Genomic DNA, 16,031 nt, shown 5'->3' on the forward strand with positions numbered 1-16,031 from the left:
CCCTTCTCGTCTGCGTTTTTTATTCCGTTACAGGCTCGACCAGAGGATTGCGGCTGAGCATGGCCTCGCGCAGTAATACGCTGCCACAGGCAAACAGCCCGCCCAGCAGTCCCGCCAGGATCACAATCAGGGCTTTGCCCGGACCGTCTTTTTTCACCGGCATCGATGGAGAGAGCTGATACTTGAACGGTTCAAGTTTGACGTCTTCGACAGACAGCTTTTTCAGCTGCGCCAGGTAGTATTCCCGGTTCTGGAAGTCTGCGTTCAGCTCAGCGATGTCCTTGAGATTTTTTTCAATCTGCAGTTTTTGCGCGATACCGTCGGCACCGAGCGCGACGGAGTAATCCGGATCGTCTTTAACCGCCTGACCGTTGCTGTAGACCGGCTTTTTGATACCCGCCGCGTTGGCCACTTCCAGAGAATAGTTAAGACGCTGCAGATTGGTGTTGTGAACATTCGTCAGACGTACCCGATCCAGCTCCAGCTGTTGCTCCACCACTTTGGTTTTCAGGGTGATCTGGTTACGGATATTCTCCATGGTTTCCTGCTCAACAATCTGCGAGATGTAATCCACGTAACCTTTAAGAACCGTTTGCGCATCCCCCGCCGTCGGCGCGGTGAAGCTCAATGTCCACGAGACGTACGGCGCTTTATCCGCGTCTTTTGCCAGAGTGTTATCTACCGCTTTCATCTTTTCGGAGATATTGACCACCGCACGATGCAGCTCAAGCGGATCCACATCAGTGCCTTCCAGCTGTGCCATCACGTAAGGTGAGGATTTCATGTACTCCTCAAGCAACGACTGCGACTGGAACTTTTTAATAAACTGGTTAAACACGTCCGGACGGGTAATTTTCACGTCCACGTCGAGCACCTGCAGGGCGACCATCATCTGGCGCAGCGGGTTCCACTGCGTCTGTTCCGCCGGTGTGATCACCGCTTTACTGGTCCATTTTTGTGGCAGTAAGAACGCGATGGCCAGTCCAACCAGTGCGAATGCGAAGGCAATCACGACGATACGTTTTTTTGCCGCCAGAAGAACTTCTAACAGTCCCAGAAGGTCAATTTCTTTGGAACTGACTGCCGGGGCCGCGTAATGGGGGAAGTCGAGATCCGTATTTTTTTTGAAATCCATTGCTGACATAGCCATTCTTCTTTTGAGGGTGCAGACCATTTCTGCCTGATTGGTTACAGTGGTCCGATGATACAAGAAAGTAAGAATTATCTGAACGAAAGAATGATCCAGCTGTAGACCTGCTATCAGAATTAGTAGTTAGTTTCTCCACGGTATTGTCTTTATTAATCATCCGGTTCTTTCCGCCCGCCCTCATCTCTCTTCTTTGAACGCCTGAAATAGCGCAAAAATGCCATCCTCATCACCTTATTGAAACACCGTTTCGACTTTGATCACATTTCCGCTATTAAGCGAATGACGCAGAAACAAATAGCAATAATATAAAATAAAACGGCGTTTTATTATCCAGGAACACGAGTTCTACCGTATTGAAATCCAGGCGTTTCGCGCATCGATGAAATCGAAAAAAGTCTTATAAAACAAAGTTAAATGAAGTAACCGTGACACGTATTACCCAGAACATTGCCGTTCAGGCTCGGTTTCGACAGCCTGAAAGGTTGTTACAGACGCAGATTCCGTTTTAAACCATTGATTACCAGGTAGGTAAGTATGAATGAAAACAAGCTGCTGGGGCTCGCGTGGATATCACCCTACATCATTGGGTTGATACTCTTTACGGCTTTCCCCTTCGTCTCATCGTTTTTCCTGAGTTTTACGGATTACGACCTGATGAGCCCGCCGGTATTTAACGGCATTGAAAATTATCGCTACATGTTTACGGAAGACACGCTCTTCTGGACATCAATGGGAGTGACGTTTGCGTATGTATTTCTGACCATCCCCCTGAAGCTGGCCTTTGCATTAGGGATTGCGTTTGTTCTGAACTTTAAATTACGCGGTATTGGATTCTTCCGTACCGCCTACTATATTCCGTCGATCCTCGGCAGCTCCGTGGCCATTGCTGTTTTGTGGCGCGCACTCTTTGCCATTGATGGTCTGCTGAACAGCTTTATTGGCGTATTTGGTTTTGACCCGGTGAACTGGCTGGGGGAGCCCTCGCTGGCCCTGATGTCGGTCACCCTGCTGCGCGTCTGGCAGTTCGGTTCCGCGATGGTCATCTTCCTGGCCGCGCTGCAAAACGTTCCGCAGTCGCAGTATGAAGCTGCGATGATCGATGGGGCATCCAAATGGCAGATGTTCACGAAAGTGACCGTGCCGCTGATCACGCCGGTGATTTTCTTCAACTTCATTATGCAGACCACCCAGGCGTTCCAGGAATTTACCGGACCGTATGTCATTACCGGCGGCGGGCCAACGTATTCCACTTACCTGTTCTCACTCTACATCTACGACACCGCGTTCAAATACTTTGACATGGGTTACGGCGCAGCACTGGCGTGGATCCTGTTCCTGGTGGTAGCCATTTTTGCCGGTATCGCCTTTAAGTCATCGAAATATTGGGTGTTCTACTCCGCCGATAAAGGAGGCAAAAATGGCTGATATCCAACAACTTTCCACGGCGAGGACGATTGCCGAGCGTGAAGTCGCCCGCACGCTGCGCAGAGAGAAAATTAACGCCGCAGTGCGCTACGTGATCCTGCTGTTTGTCGGCCTGCTGATGCTTTATCCGCTGGTGTGGATGTTCTCGGCGTCGTTTAAACCGAACCACGAGATTTTCACCACTCTCAGCCTGTGGCCTGCCCATGCGACCTGGGACGGTTTTGTGAATGGCTGGAAAACCGGCACCGAATACAACTTCGGCCATTACATGCTGAACACCTTTAAATATGTGATCCCGAAAGTGATCCTGACCATTATCTCCTCCACCATCGTGGCGTACGGCTTTGCGCGCTTTGAAATCCCGTGGAAGAAATTCTGGTTCGCTACCCTCATCACCACCATGCTGCTCCCCAGCACCGTGCTGCTGATCCCGCAGTACCTTATGTTCCGTGAAATGGGCATGCTCAACAGCTATATGCCGCTGTACCTGCCGCTAGCCTTCGCCACCCAGGGGTTCTTCGTCTTCATGCTTATCCAGTTCCTGCGCGGCGTGCCGCGTGACATGGAGGAGGCGGCGCAAATTGACGGCTGTAACTCGCTTCAGGTGCTGTGGTACGTGGTGGTGCCGATCCTGAAACCGGCCATTATCTCCGTCGCCCTGTTCCAGTTCATGTGGTCAATGAACGACTTTATCGGGCCGCTGATTTATGTCTACAGCGTGGATAAATACCCGATTGCACTGGCGCTGAAAATGTCCATCGACGTCACCGAAGGGGCGCCGTGGAACGAAATTCTGGCAATGGCGAGCATCTCCATTCTGCCATCCATCATTGTCTTCTTCCTGGCACAGCGCTACTTCGTCCAGGGCGTTACCAGCAGCGGAATTAAAGGTTAAGAGGGAAATATTATGGCTGAAGTTATCTTCAACAAACTGGAAAAGGTCTACTCCAACGGCTTTAAAGCGGTACATGCCATTGACCTGAAAATCGCTGAAGGAGAGTTCATGGTGATTGTTGGCCCCTCCGGCTGCGCCAAATCCACCACCCTGCGCATGCTGGCTGGCCTGGAAACTATCAGCGGGGGTGAAGTCCGCATCGGCGATAAGATTGTGAACAACCTCGCGCCGAAAGAGCGCGGGATTGCGATGGTGTTCCAGAACTACGCGCTCTATCCCCACATGACGGTGCGCGAAAACCTGGCCTTTGGTCTGAAGCTGAGCAAACTGCCAAAAGATCAGATTGAATCTCAGGTCAACGAAGCGGCCAAAATCCTTGAGCTGGAAGAGTTACTCGACCGCCTGCCACGCCAGCTTTCCGGCGGCCAGGCACAGCGCGTGGCGGTAGGCCGTGCGATTGTGAAAAAGCCGGATGTATTCCTGTTCGACGAACCGCTGTCAAACCTCGACGCCAAACTACGCGCCTCAATGCGCATTCGTATTTCCGACCTGCACAAGCAGTTGAAGAAATCCGGTAAACCGGCGACCACCGTCTACGTCACCCACGACCAGACCGAAGCGATGACCATGGGCGACCGCATCTGCGTGATGAAGCTCGGCCACATCATGCAGGTTGATACCCCTGACAACCTCTACCACAAGCCGAAAAACATGTTCGTGGCAGGCTTTATCGGCGCGCCGGAGATGAACATTCGTCAAAGCCAGCTGGTGGAAAGCGCCGGGAAACTGCACATCGCCATCGGCAATGAAACCATGCCGCTGAATGCCGGGATGCAGGAGAAAGTCTCCGCTTATGCCGGGCAGGCCATTTACTACGGCGTACGTCCGGAATTCGTTTCCCTCTCCGACGCACCATTCGTTGACGGGGGCTGCAGTGGCGAAATGGTTCGCGTGGAAAATATGGGCCACGAATTCTTCGTCTATCTGAAGGTTGCGGACTACGAACTGACCGCCAGAATTCCTTCCGATGAAGCTAAGCCCATGATTGATAAAGGCCTTCATCGCAAGGTGTATTTCAGATTTGATATGAATAAATGTCATATTTTTGACGCAAAAACTGAACAGAACCTCTCTCTCTGATGGAGTTTATAAAAATGAAAAAAGTGCTTTTAAGCGCAGCAATCTCCGCGACGCTGGGCCTTACCGCTTTGCCATCGATGGCGAAAGATGTCGAATTACGCATGTCCTGGTGGGGTGGTAATGGCCGCCATCAGGTGACGTTGAAAGCGCTGGAGGAATTCCATAAGCAGAACCCGGATATCAACGTTAAAGCAGAGTACACCGGCTGGGATGGGCACCTCTCCCGCCTGACCACTCAAATTGCGGGCGGCACCGAGCCGGATGTGATGCAGACCAACTGGAACTGGCTGCCAATCTTCTCGAAAACCGGCGACGGGTTCTACGACCTGAACAAAATGAAAGACGTGATCGACCTGACCCAGTTCGATCCCAAAGAACTTCAGTCCACCACCATCAACGGCAAGCTGAACGGCATTCCGATCTCCGTCACCGCACGCGTGTTCTACTTCAACGACGAGACCTGGAAAAAAGCCGGTATTGCATACCCGAAAACCTGGGACGAGCTGATGGCGGCGGGTAAAACCTTCGAGAGTAAACTCGGCAAGCAGTACTACCCGGTCGTGCTGGAGCATCAGGACACGCTGGCATTGCTGAACTCGTACATGATTCAGAAGTACAACATCCCTGCCGTGGACGAGAAAACCAAGAAGTTCGCTTACAGCAAAGCGCAGTGGGTGGAATTCTTCCAGACCTACAAAACGCTGGTGGATAGCCACGTCATGCCGGACACCAAATACTATGCGTCGTTTGGTAAGAGCAACATGTATGAGATGAAGCCGTGGATCCAGGGAGAATGGGCGGGAACCTACATGTGGAACTCCACCATCAACAAGTATTCCGACAACCTGAAGCCACCGGCAAAACTGGTGCTGGGCAGTTACCCGATGCTGCCGGGCGCAACCGATGCGGGCCTTTTCTTCAAACCGGCGCAGATGCTCTCGATTGGTAAATCCACCAAAAACCCGGAAGCGGCGGCGAAACTGATTAATTTCCTGCTGAACAGCAAAGAGGGTGTGGATACGCTGGGTCTGGAGCGTGGCGTGCCGCTGAGTAAAGCCGCGGTGCAGTTCCTGACCGAAGACGGCACCATCAAAGAGAGCGATCCGTCGGTCGCGGGGCTGCGTCTGGCGCAGTCTCTGCCGGCCAAACTTTCCGTGTCACCTTACTTTGACGATCCGCAGATTGTGGCCCAGTTCGGCACCTCTCTGCAGTACATCGATTATGGACAGAAATCCGTGGAAGAGACCGCCGCTGACTTCCAGCGTCAGGCTGAACGTATTCTGAAACGCGCGATGCGCTAACAAAAAGCCGGGTGGCCTCTTCGCCACCCGGCAACAGATTACACGCCAATATTACGCAGCTTCTCGCCGGACATCAGCCTGCGCTCGATATGCTCCAGCGTGACGCCTTTGGTTTCAGGGATCAGCCAGAACGTGACCCCGATAAACGCGACGTTGAGAACCGTATAGAGCCAGAAGGTTCCTGCCGCGCCAATTGAATCCAGCAGCGTCAGGAAGGTCGCGCCGATGATCATGTTCGACACCCAGTTGGTGGTCGTGGAACAGGTGATGCCAAAGTCACGGCATTTGAGCGGCTGAATTTCGGAACACAGGATCCACACGACGGGCGCAGCGCTCATCGCATATCCGGCAATACACATCATGGTCATGCCAACAGAGAGCCAGGAAAGACCGCTTGAGGCCGTGCCGTTATCAAACTGCATCAGGCAGTAGCCAAGGATCAGCGTACCGAGCGCCATGACGCTAAAGCCAATCTTGAGTGCCGGTTTACGTCCGGCTTTATCCACGGTGAACACCGCGATAAAGGTGGCGAACATAAAGGTCAGCCCCACCACCAGCGTGGCAACCATTTGTTGTTCCGTGGTGGTGAACCCCGCCATTTTGAAGATACGTGGCGCGTAGTACATGATGATGTTCATCCCGGTGAACTGCTGCATCGCCTGCAGCAGCATGCCGAGGAACACCGCGCGGCGAACGTTACGGTTGATCTTAAACAGCGCCCAGCCCCCCTGCTTCAGCTTCAGGCTTTCACGGATCTCGTTCAGCTCTTCACGTGCTTTTTCTGAGGTATCACGCAGCATCCGCAGCACCTCTTCCGCTTCCACATGACGACCCTTTTGCGCCAGCCAGCGCGGACTGTTTGGCAGGAAAATCACCAGAACAATCAGCACCAGCGCCGGGAGCGCCAGCACGCCCAGCATCGCACGCCAGTTGCCGCTGTAGCTGAAATAAGTGTCAGACAGAAACGCCAGCACGATGCCCAGCGTCACCATCAGCTGGTACATACTGATCATCTTGCCGCGCACGTTCTCGCTCGCCATTTCGGAGAGGTACAACGGCGCAGTGTAAGAGGCAATCCCCACCGCCACGCCGAGTAGCACGCGGGAGAGCAGCAGCATTTCCACGTTCGTGGCAAATGCTGACCCAATGGAGCCGGCGACAAACAGAATCGCCCCCACCATCAGGCTGTATTTTCGCCCGAGGCGGAACGAAAGCCAGCCGTTAAACAGCGCGCCGATGGCCGCACCCAGCATCATGCTGCTGACCACCCACTCCTGCAGGCGGTTACTCAACGTAAAGTGATCGGTGATAAAGGGCAGCGCCCCGGCGATCACGCCAATATCCAGACCGAACAGTAAACCGGCCACTGCAGCCGCGATGGAGACAAACTGATTCATGCGTCGGGTATCACGCAACGCGGCGGGCATAAGGGTAGAGTCATTTATAGATGTCATATTTTCCTGCCTGAACAGCGAAATTCGTTAACTGAAATTACGAGATAGCGCGGAAAAGTGTCAGGCCGTAACTCGCGAAGATATGGATTATTTCGCTGTGGCATAGCGATCTGTGATGGATATTACAATTTCAACTAACGATGAAATACCGCCAGTTTTTATTAATCATTTAATTTTTAAGCAATAAAACTGTGATGCATATCATTTATGATTTTTTAGTATGGATTTTTCGTCTTGAGCCATATGGATAATGGCAATTTTTGAGCAAAAAAACCTCCACCCACCGGCAGAGGTTTAAGACGGAATACGCAATTAACGCGCCAGCCAGCCGCCATCGACCGCCACGGTATAGCCGTTGATGTAATCGGATGCCGGAGAGGCCAGGAACACGATCGGCCCCTTGAGATCGTCCGGAAGGCCCCAGCGGCCTGCCGGGATACGGTCGAGGATTTCCGCGCTACGCTGTTCGTCAGCACGCAACTGCTGAGTGTTATTCGTCGCCATGTACCCCGGCGCAATCGCGTTGACGTTGATGTTGTGCTTCGCCCACTCGTTTGCCAGCAGACGGGTAACGCCCATCACCGCACTCTTGGATGCGGTATAAGACGGCACGCGGATACCGCCCTGGAAGGAGAGCATAGAGGCGATATTAATGATCTTGCCGCCTTTCCCCTGGGCAATGAAATGTTTCGCCGCCGCCTGGGACATAAAGAACACGCTCTTAATGTTCAGGTTCATCACGTCGTCCCAGTCGCGCTCGCTGAAACTAATCGCGTCTTCACGGCGAATCAGTCCGGCATTGTTCACCAGAATGTCGATATGGCCGAATTCCGCCACCGCGCGATCCAGCAGTTCAGGGATGGCGTCAATTTTACGCAGATCGGCGGTCAGGCTCAGAAAACGACGACCCAGCGCGGTGACGCGCTCGATGGTTTCAGTAGGCTCAACAATGTTAATCCCGACGATATCGCAGCCCGCTTCCGCCAGCCCTAACGCCATACCCTGACCCAGCCCGGTGTCACAACCGGACACCACAGCCACTTTACCCTGCAGAGAAAATGCATCCAGAATCATGTTTGTTCCTTAATCTTTCAGCGCCTGTCACCAACAGGCAGGTTTATGCTTAACTGCCTGCGGCTAGCGCAGATCGTTAACCGCGACGTGGTCCATGTCATCAAAGACCTGGTTTTCACCGACCATACCCCAGATGAAGGTGTACGCTTTCGTGCCTACGCCCGAATGAATAGACCAGCTCGGCGAAATAACCGCCTGCTCGTTATGCATCACAATATGGCGCGTTTCCTGCGGTTGCCCCATCATGTGGAACACGCAGGCGTCCTCGTCCATGTTGAAGTAGAAATACACTTCCATACGGCGCTCGTGGGTATGGCACGGCATGGTGTTCCACAGGTTGCCCGGAGCAAGCTCGGTCAGCCCCATGCTGAGCTGGCAGGTTTCCAGCACATCCGGAACAAAGTATTTATTGATGGTGCGACGGTTGCTGGTGAGGTTGTCACCCAGCGTCACCGGGGCGACATCCGCCGGGGTCACTTTTTTGGTGGGATACGGGGTATGTGCGGGCGCACAGTTGTAGTAAAACTTCGCCGGTTTACCGCTGTCGATGCTGGCGAACACGACCTCTTTCGCCCCTTTACCGACATACAACGCGTCGCGATGACCTATCTCATAGCACTGTCCGTCTACTGTGATGGTGCCGGGGCCACCGATGTTAATCACGCCCAGCTCGCGACGCTCAAGGAAATAGCTCACACCAAGCTGTTTACCCACTTCACCACCCACGGAGACGGTCTGCGTCACCGGCATAATCCCGCCAATGATAATACGGTCGATATGGCTGTAGACCATGGTGTACTTATCGGCCTCGAACACCTGCTCGACTAAAAACTCATTGCGCAGCCCCTGAGTATCCAGCGTTTTGGCGTGCGCACTGTGGATGCTTTGTCTGACGTCCACCGTAACCTCCAGAAATGATCGTGCCCGCAGGCAGAAAATTAACGAAACGACGTTCCGTTTTCATGATGAGCACAGTCTAGCCCCAGAGAAGGGGGTTTTCAATTACATTTAAAACAACGTTTCATTTTTTCTATTTGTTTATACCAGAAATGGCGTTCGGATCACGATAAAGAGAGCCAGACATTAATCTCGCCAATGAAACAGACAAAGTGCGCCATCAGTCACACATAATGAAACATTGTTTTGATAATTTAATACTCACTTTTTAATCTACTTTTATCGTTCAAAGGAGTGCATTATGGCTAAAGGTATGCGGGTCAAGCTGAACTACGAGATCAGCCACGATCCGGATACAGGCGTGGAAGTCACCCGCCTGACCCCACCCGACGTGACCTGTCACCGCAACTACTTCTATCAGAAGTGCTTCTTTAATGATGGCAGCCACCTGCTGTTCGCAGGGGCGTTTGACGGTCACTGGAACTACTACCTGCTGGATCTGCAGAAGGCCGAAGCGGTACAGCTGACGGAAGGCGCGGGGGATAATACCTTTGGCGGGTTCCTCTCTCCGGATGATAAATCCTTCTACTATGTGAAGAACGACCGCACGCTGCTGGAGGTGGATCTCCATACCCTGGTAGAACGCGAGGTGTACCGTGTCCCAGATGACTGGGTCGGTTACGGTACCTGGGTCGCCAACAGCGACTGCACCAAACTGGTTGGGATAGAAATTGCCCGACGTGACTGGACGCCGCTCAACGACTGGAAAATTTTCCACGACTTCTTCCATAAGGGGCCGCACTGTCGACTGCTGCGGGTGGATCTGAAAACCGGTTTAAGCACCACAATCCACGAAGAGAAAAACTGGCTTGGCCACCCTATCTATCGTCCGTTTGATGACAACACGGTGGCGTTTTGCCATGAAGGGCCGCACGACCTGGTCGACGCCCGCATGTGGCTGGTCAACGAAGATGGTTCGCACGTGCGCAAAGTGAAAACGCATGCGGAAGGCGAAAGCTGTACCCATGAATTCTGGGTGCCGAACGGTTCTGCCCTTGTGTATGTCTCTTATCTGAAGGGCCAAAAGGGCCGCACCATCTGCAGCTTCAATCCGGATACGGGCGTCAATGAGGCAGTCATGCAAATGCCCGCCTGTTCCCATCTGATGAGCAACGTTGACGGCTCCCTGCTGGTGGGCGATGGTTCAGGCACGCCGGTTGATGTGAAGGATACGCACGGTTACACCATCGATAACGATCCTTATCTGTACGCCTTTGACGTGGCGAAAAAAAGCTACTTCCGCATTGCCCGTCACGACACCTCCTGGGCAACGGTGGCAAATAGCCGCCAGGTCACCCACCCGCATCCCTCCTTTACTCCGGATGAGAAAGCGGTGCTGTTCAGTTCCGATAAAGACGGTCAACCCGCCCTCTATATCGCGAAACTTCCTGAGCAACCTGAAATGTTGCAAGCATGATTTGAGTTTGTGTTTCTGTAACTGGCCTTGCCCTCCGTTTCGGAGGGCTTTTTTTTCAGTGGGCTTTTGCCCGTTGGGCGGCGCTTATCAGACATGGGAAAGCCGGGTAGGCACTGGCGCTACCCGGCAATGTTCAGCGGAATAACGTGATATCAGAAAGAATAGGCCACGCCTAAACGAAGGCGGGTCTGGCGTTCATCGGTGTCTTTCACGCCGATGTTACCCACTTCAACATACGGTGCCCAGTTTTTATCCCATTTATACGCCAGCTTGGCGTTATATTCGTTGGAATAATCTTTGTTATTATTACGAACCATACCTTCAGAACTCTTCGCATAAACATAATTGAGTTCGGTGCGCCAGTCACCCATTACCCAGCCAACCCAGGCATCACCACGGTTAACTTTGTCGTCATCTTTATTCGAGCTTGACGGGTAGCGGGTATATTCATAACGATAACGCGCGGCAACATAAAAGCCATTGTCGAAACTATATTGCAGATGCAGATTCGGTTTATATATTGTGCGGCTGTCGTTACTTTCAAGGGTAAACGCCGGCGTCAGTGCAATATTCTCAGTCGCTTTCCAGCGCCAGCTAATTTGATCTTCATGCCCGTTACCCACCACATCCGCAAACGGCTGGTCGGCTTTATCACCACCGGATTTCCATTTAGCTTCTACAGAAAAACCGACCCCGTTAGCAAAGCGATGTGAGACCGAGACACGGTCAGCATTGGCACCACTGTCGATATATTCATGGCGCAGATCGACGGTAACGGCCTGAGCCATGAAGGACGTACCGATAAGGGAAGTAAGGACCAGAGATTTCTTAAACATGAAAAAACCCTCAACTGAAATAATGTTTCTTATTTATGAAACTGCAGTTTATTTTTTAAAGAACATTATTTTAGTGACAAAGATCGTAATTATTTGTTTCATTTTTTTTGGCAAAGATGGACGTGACACCCATCAACAAACAGGGTGTATTAACGTGAAATTACCGGAGGGGGATCACACTAAGATGTTAACAACGATAATAATTAAGGCCGTAATTATTCAATACCAGAGTGAGAATGTACTAATAACGGTTAATTCGTCATACGTTATGTAAAAAAAACCTCCTGAAGGGAGGCTCTTTTATGCGGGCGGGATTTTAGCGTTCAATGGCGAGGGCGACACCTTGTCCACCACCGATACAGAGCGTCGCAATGCCTTTGCGGGCATTGCGCTTTTTCATCTCATGCACCAGCGATACCAGAATTCGACAACCGGACGCGCCGATAGGATGACCCAGTGCGATTGCCCCACCGTTCACGTTTACCCGCAGGGGATCCCATTCCAGCATTTTGCCAACCGAGATTGCCTGTGCGGCAAAGGCCTCGTTGACTTCAATCAGATCCACATCAGAGAGCTGCCACCCTGCGCGTTCCAGGCAGCGACGGGTAGCATAAACCGGGGCGATACCCATTAACGCAGGATCAACACCCACGCTGGCAAATGCCTTAATGCGGGCCAGGACGGGCAGATCCAGCTCAAGGGCTTTGCTTTCACTCATCATCATCACGGCCGCAGCGCCATCATTAATGGAGGAGGCGTTTCCCGCCGTCACTGAGCCCTGAGTTTCAAACGCAGGATTGAGCCTCGCCAGCCCTTCAGCGCTGGCGTCGGTGCGCGGCTGCTCATCGGTATCCACCACGGCAACCTCACCGTTCTGACGCTGCGTGCTGACCGGGACGATTTCATCCCGAAAGCGCCCGGCATCAATCGCCGCGCGCGCTTTTTGCTGCGAGCTTAACGCGTAAGCGTCCTGCAACTCACGGCTGATACCATACTCACGTGCCAGATTTTCCGCCGTCACGCCCATATGATAGTCATTGAACGCATCCCACAGACCGTCATGCACCAGACTGTCGAGCAACTGGCTGTTGCCCAGCTGCGCGCCGGTACGGCTGTCGGTCAGCACGTGTGGTGCCCGGCTCATATTTTCTTGTCCGCCGGCAATCACGACATCCGCTTCACCACACTGAATGGCCTGCGTCGCCAGATGCAGCGCTTTTAACCCTGAGCCACAGACGTCGTTGATGGTGATAGCGGAGACGGTATTGGGCAGGCCACCCTTGAGCGCCGCCTGACGGGCAGGGTTTTGCCCGGCACCGGCGGTCAGCACCTGTCCCAGGATCACCTCATCAATTTCATGTGCTGCAATCCCGCTGCGTTCCACCAGCGCTTTCACCACTACGCTGCCCAAATCAACAGCCGAGTGGCGTGCAAGCGCCCCCTGAAAACAGCCGATAGCCGTACGCAACGCACCCACTATAACGACATCTTTCATCACAACCTCTGTGTTAAATGACATGACGATAGTAGTGGATTGTTATTAGCAATTATCTTAATTGTTTAAAAATAGTGAGTTTAATCACAAGGATTAGCGCGCATCCTGCAGATACTGCCGCAGCCAGCTTCCGGCAACGCCGGGAGGGGATCGTTTATTCCAGAGCAGATCGATACCGATCGCCCGTGGCCAGCCGGGGACATTCAGCTGCACCAGCGATTTCGCGGCGGCAAATTCATCCACCAGCGCGCACGGCAGCACGCACCAGCCAAATCCCTGCACGGCCATACTCAGCAGTAACAGGTAGTTGGGTGCCGACCAGACGGGTCCGCGTGCGAGCGTTGCCTCCCGCTCCAGATAGGTGCTGAGCCGCAATTCCCGCCAGCCGTGCAGCTCATCGGCCTGGATTTCTTGCTGCCCGGCCAGAGGATGGTTGGTCGCGACATAGATTGCCATCCGGGTCTGTATCGGCAACCGGGTAAACCCAATATCGGTCGGATAACTGTCACGCGCTTCCGTGAGACCAACCTGCGCACGCGACTTCTGCAGCAGATCGATAACGTCCTCTTCCTCGCCAATCAGGCACTCAAATTCGGTATGGGGAAAGCGCTGGTCGAACTGGTTCATCAGGTCTTCCAGCACGTCCGGGTTGAGGGTATCGGAAAGAACAAACGTCAGGCGCGCCTCCGTTTGTGCCGTTAACGACACCGCCAGTTCGTCAAGCCGCGTGCTGGCCGCGAGGATCGCCTGCACATAACCCAGCACCTGTTCGCCCTGGGCGGTTAACACCGGCTGACGGGCCGAACGGTCAAACAGATCGAAGCCCAGATCGGCTTCAAGATTGGCGATGGATGTGCTCACGGTCGACTGGCTTTTACGTAACCGACGCGCGGCGGCAGAAAAAGAGCCCGCCGCGACGGTCTCAACGAATGCGGTAAGGGCTTCAGGTGAATAACGCATGCACTATCTACTTTATCGATGGATACCATCTTTAATATATCACCTTTAGCGATAACAATAGGCCGCATCAACGCCAAAATGCGTATTCACGAGGTCTAAAACTATGCAACATCAGGATGCACTCCAACGTAAACTGCCGGAGCGGATCTTTCATGCCGTCTGTTTCGAAGGGATTGCCACGGCGATCCTCGCCCCGACGGCGGCGTGGCTTATGCAACGTTCCGTGGTGGAGATGGGTGGATTGACCATTATTCTGGCAACCACCGCCATGCTCTGGAACATTATCTATAACGTCGGCTTCGACCGTTTCTGGCCGGTTCACCGCATCACACGCACGGCAAAAATCCGCGCAATGCATGCGCTGGGATTCGAGTGCGGGTTTATTGTGATCGGCGTGTCGATAGTCGCCGCGGTGCTGGGCGTCACGCTGCTGCAGGCATTCACACTGGAAATTGGTTTCTTCCTGTTCTTCCTGCCGTACACCATGTTCTATAACTGGGCTTACGATACGCTGCGCGAGAAATTCCTTAAACGTCGCCAGCAGCGACGCGCCCTCGCAGGCTAATTCCCTCTGGCCGGACGCCCGCTCCGGCCAAACTCCTTCGAAGCAACTGCGCTCTCAACCCATAATTATGGTAAATTGCGCTCCATTCTGTTGGTTTGATAGTTGATACGTTGCTCTAATGTCGAAAATTTGGTCAAAAGATGAGACTCTCTGGAGTTTCGCTCTCTATGGCACGGCCGTGGGCGCAGGAACGCTGTTCTTGCCCATTCAGCTGGGCTCCGCAGGCGCTATCGTCCTGTTTATCACTGCCCTTGTGGCCTACCCATTAACCTACTGGCCGCACCGCGCGCTGGCACAATTCATCCTGTCGTCGAAAACAAAAGGCAATGAAGGGATCACCGGCGCCGTTTCCCATTATTACGGCAGGAAGATAGGCAACCTGATCACCACGCTCTATTTCATCGCCTTCTTCGTGGTGGTGCAGATTTATGCAGTGGCCATCACCAACTCGTTAACTGAGCAGCTGGCAAAACACATGACGGTGGATACCGCCGTTCGCGTGCTGGTCAGTTTTGGCGTGGTGCTGGTGTTAAATCTGATCTTCCTGATGGGACGGCATATCACCATAAAAGTGATGGGCTTCCTGGTGTTTCCGCTGATCGCCTACTTCCTGTTTGTCTCGCTCTATCTGACCGGAAGCTGGCAACCCGCGCTGCTCACAAGCCAGATGGCATTTGACCGCCATACGCTGCATCAGGTATGGATTTCGATCCCGGTGATGGTATTCGCTTTCAGCCATACGCCGATTATCTCGACGTTTGCCGTTGACCGCCGTGAGAAGTTTGGCGACGCCGCCATGGACAAGTGCAAGAAAATCATGAAGGTGGCGTACCTGATTATCTGCCTGAGCGTGCTGTTCTTCGTGTTCAGCTGCCTGCTCTCTATTCCACCGTCCTATATCGTTTCGGCAAAACAGGAAGGGGTAACCATTCTGTCGGCGCTGTCGATGATGCCCTCTTCTCCGGCATGGCTGGGGATTTCCGGGATTATTGTGGCGATTATCGCCATGTCGAAATCGTTCCTCGGCACCTATTTTGGGGTGATCGAAGGGGCGACGGAGATTGTGAAGTCATCGCTGAACCAGGTGGGCGTGAAAAAGAGCCGCGCCTTTAACCGCGCGATCTCCATCATGGGGGTGTCGTTAATCACCTTTGCGGTGTGCTGCATTAACCCGAATGCCATTTCGATGATTTATGCCATCAGCGGTCCGCTTATCGCCATGATCCTGTTTATCATGCCGACGCTGTCGACGTACCTGATCCCGTCCCTGAAACCGTACCGATCTGTCGGCAACCTGCTGACGCTGATCGTTGGCGTACTGTGCGTGTCAGTGATGTTTGTAGGCTAAACGCCCCTGCGCCC

The 16,031-nt window shown here is 53.1% G+C and carries 14 protein-coding genes; 7 read left to right on the forward strand and 7 right to left on the reverse strand.

Translation table 11 applies throughout. The annotated features are described in order from the left end of the window. Positions 1-19: 19 nt before the first annotated feature. The gene (gene wzz(fepE), locus ACMGG3_RS13985; protein WP_032670189.1) at positions 20-1,144 is read right to left on the reverse strand and encodes an LPS O-antigen length regulator Wzz(fepE); all 1,125 of its coding nucleotides are present in this window, start codon (positions 1,142-1,144) and stop codon (positions 20-22) included. A gap of 540 nt (positions 1,145-1,684) precedes the next feature. Here wzz(fepE) and ACMGG3_RS13990 point away from each other — a divergent pair. Genes ACMGG3_RS13990 through ACMGG3_RS14005 form a run of 4 tightly spaced genes read left to right on the forward strand, consistent with a single transcriptional unit; the run spans position 1,685 to position 5,911 of the window. Next, on the forward strand, positions 1,685-2,575 hold the full coding sequence (locus tag ACMGG3_RS13990) for a carbohydrate ABC transporter permease (protein ID WP_014171468.1): 891 nt from the start codon (positions 1,685-1,687) through the stop codon (positions 2,573-2,575). After that, positions 2,568-3,470 (forward strand): carbohydrate ABC transporter permease, encoded by a 903-nt coding sequence (locus ACMGG3_RS13995; protein WP_025203331.1) that lies wholly within the window; start codon positions 2,568-2,570, stop codon positions 3,468-3,470. The genes ACMGG3_RS13990 and ACMGG3_RS13995 overlap by 8 nt, the downstream gene beginning before the upstream one ends. A 12-nt stretch (positions 3,471-3,482) precedes the next feature. Continuing rightward, positions 3,483-4,610, forward strand: coding sequence for an ABC transporter ATP-binding protein (locus tag ACMGG3_RS14000; RefSeq protein WP_025203330.1), 1,128 nt, complete (start codon positions 3,483-3,485; stop codon positions 4,608-4,610). A 14-nt stretch (positions 4,611-4,624) separates the two neighbouring features. Next, positions 4,625-5,911 carry an ABC transporter substrate-binding protein gene (locus ACMGG3_RS14005; protein ID WP_068795067.1) on the forward strand — a complete coding sequence of 429 codons (1,287 nt, stop codon included), beginning with the start codon at positions 4,625-4,627 and terminating at the stop codon, positions 5,909-5,911. 38 nt (positions 5,912-5,949) lie between these two features. On the opposite strand, the gene ACMGG3_RS14010 is transcribed toward ACMGG3_RS14005, so the two are convergent. From ACMGG3_RS14010 to kduI, 3 genes are all read right to left on the reverse strand, one after another. Further along, positions 5,950-7,383: a sugar porter family MFS transporter gene (locus ACMGG3_RS14010; RefSeq protein ID WP_226777985.1), complete on the reverse strand. Its 1,434-nt coding sequence runs from the start codon at positions 7,381-7,383 to the stop codon at positions 5,950-5,952. Between the two features lie 294 nt (positions 7,384-7,677). Further along, positions 7,678-8,439 (reverse strand): 2-dehydro-3-deoxy-D-gluconate 5-dehydrogenase KduD, encoded by a 762-nt coding sequence (kduD, locus tag ACMGG3_RS14015; RefSeq protein ID WP_348571260.1) that lies wholly within the window; start codon positions 8,437-8,439, stop codon positions 7,678-7,680. 63 nt (positions 8,440-8,502) lie between these two features. Next, positions 8,503-9,339: a 5-dehydro-4-deoxy-D-glucuronate isomerase gene (gene kduI, locus ACMGG3_RS14020; RefSeq protein WP_032680355.1), complete on the reverse strand. Its 837-nt coding sequence runs from the start codon at positions 9,337-9,339 to the stop codon at positions 8,503-8,505. A gap of 298 nt (positions 9,340-9,637) precedes the next feature. Here kduI and ACMGG3_RS14025 point away from each other — a divergent pair, with 298 nt between their 5' ends. Beyond that, on the forward strand, positions 9,638-10,813 hold the full coding sequence (locus ACMGG3_RS14025) for an oligogalacturonate lyase family protein (RefSeq protein WP_414149259.1): 1,176 nt from the start codon (positions 9,638-9,640) through the stop codon (positions 10,811-10,813). Positions 10,814-10,965: 152 nt separating this feature from the next. On the opposite strand, the gene ACMGG3_RS14030 is transcribed toward ACMGG3_RS14025, so the two are convergent. The 3 genes from ACMGG3_RS14030 to ACMGG3_RS14040 form a co-directional block, all read right to left on the reverse strand. Next, positions 10,966-11,649: a porin gene (locus tag ACMGG3_RS14030; RefSeq protein WP_014171477.1), complete on the reverse strand. Its 684-nt coding sequence runs from the start codon at positions 11,647-11,649 to the stop codon at positions 10,966-10,968. A gap of 316 nt (positions 11,650-11,965) precedes the next feature. Next, the gene (locus ACMGG3_RS14035) at positions 11,966-13,144 is read right to left on the reverse strand and encodes an acetyl-CoA C-acetyltransferase (protein WP_020883759.1); all 1,179 of its coding nucleotides are present in this window, start codon (positions 13,142-13,144) and stop codon (positions 11,966-11,968) included. Positions 13,145-13,237: 93 nt separating this feature from the next. Beyond that, positions 13,238-14,104 carry a LysR family transcriptional regulator gene (locus ACMGG3_RS14040; protein WP_014171479.1) on the reverse strand — a complete coding sequence of 289 codons (867 nt, stop codon included), beginning with the start codon at positions 14,102-14,104 and terminating at the stop codon, positions 13,238-13,240. 103 nt (positions 14,105-14,207) lie between these two features. Between ACMGG3_RS14040 and ACMGG3_RS14045 the strand changes: the two genes are divergently transcribed. Beyond that, entirely contained in the window at positions 14,208-14,669 is a 462-nt protein-coding gene (locus ACMGG3_RS14045) for a multidrug/biocide efflux PACE transporter (protein WP_414149260.1), read from the forward strand. Between the two features lie 118 nt (positions 14,670-14,787). Beyond that, a complete protein-coding gene (locus ACMGG3_RS14050) occupies positions 14,788-16,017 on the forward strand; it encodes an amino acid permease (RefSeq protein WP_032678908.1) in 1,230 nt (409 codons plus the stop codon). Positions 16,018-16,031: the final 14 nt, after the last annotated feature.

The sequence above is a fragment of the Enterobacter sp. BNK-18 genome (assembly GCF_047456135.1).
GTDB lineage: Bacteria > Pseudomonadota > Gammaproteobacteria > Enterobacterales > Enterobacteriaceae > Enterobacter > Enterobacter ludwigii.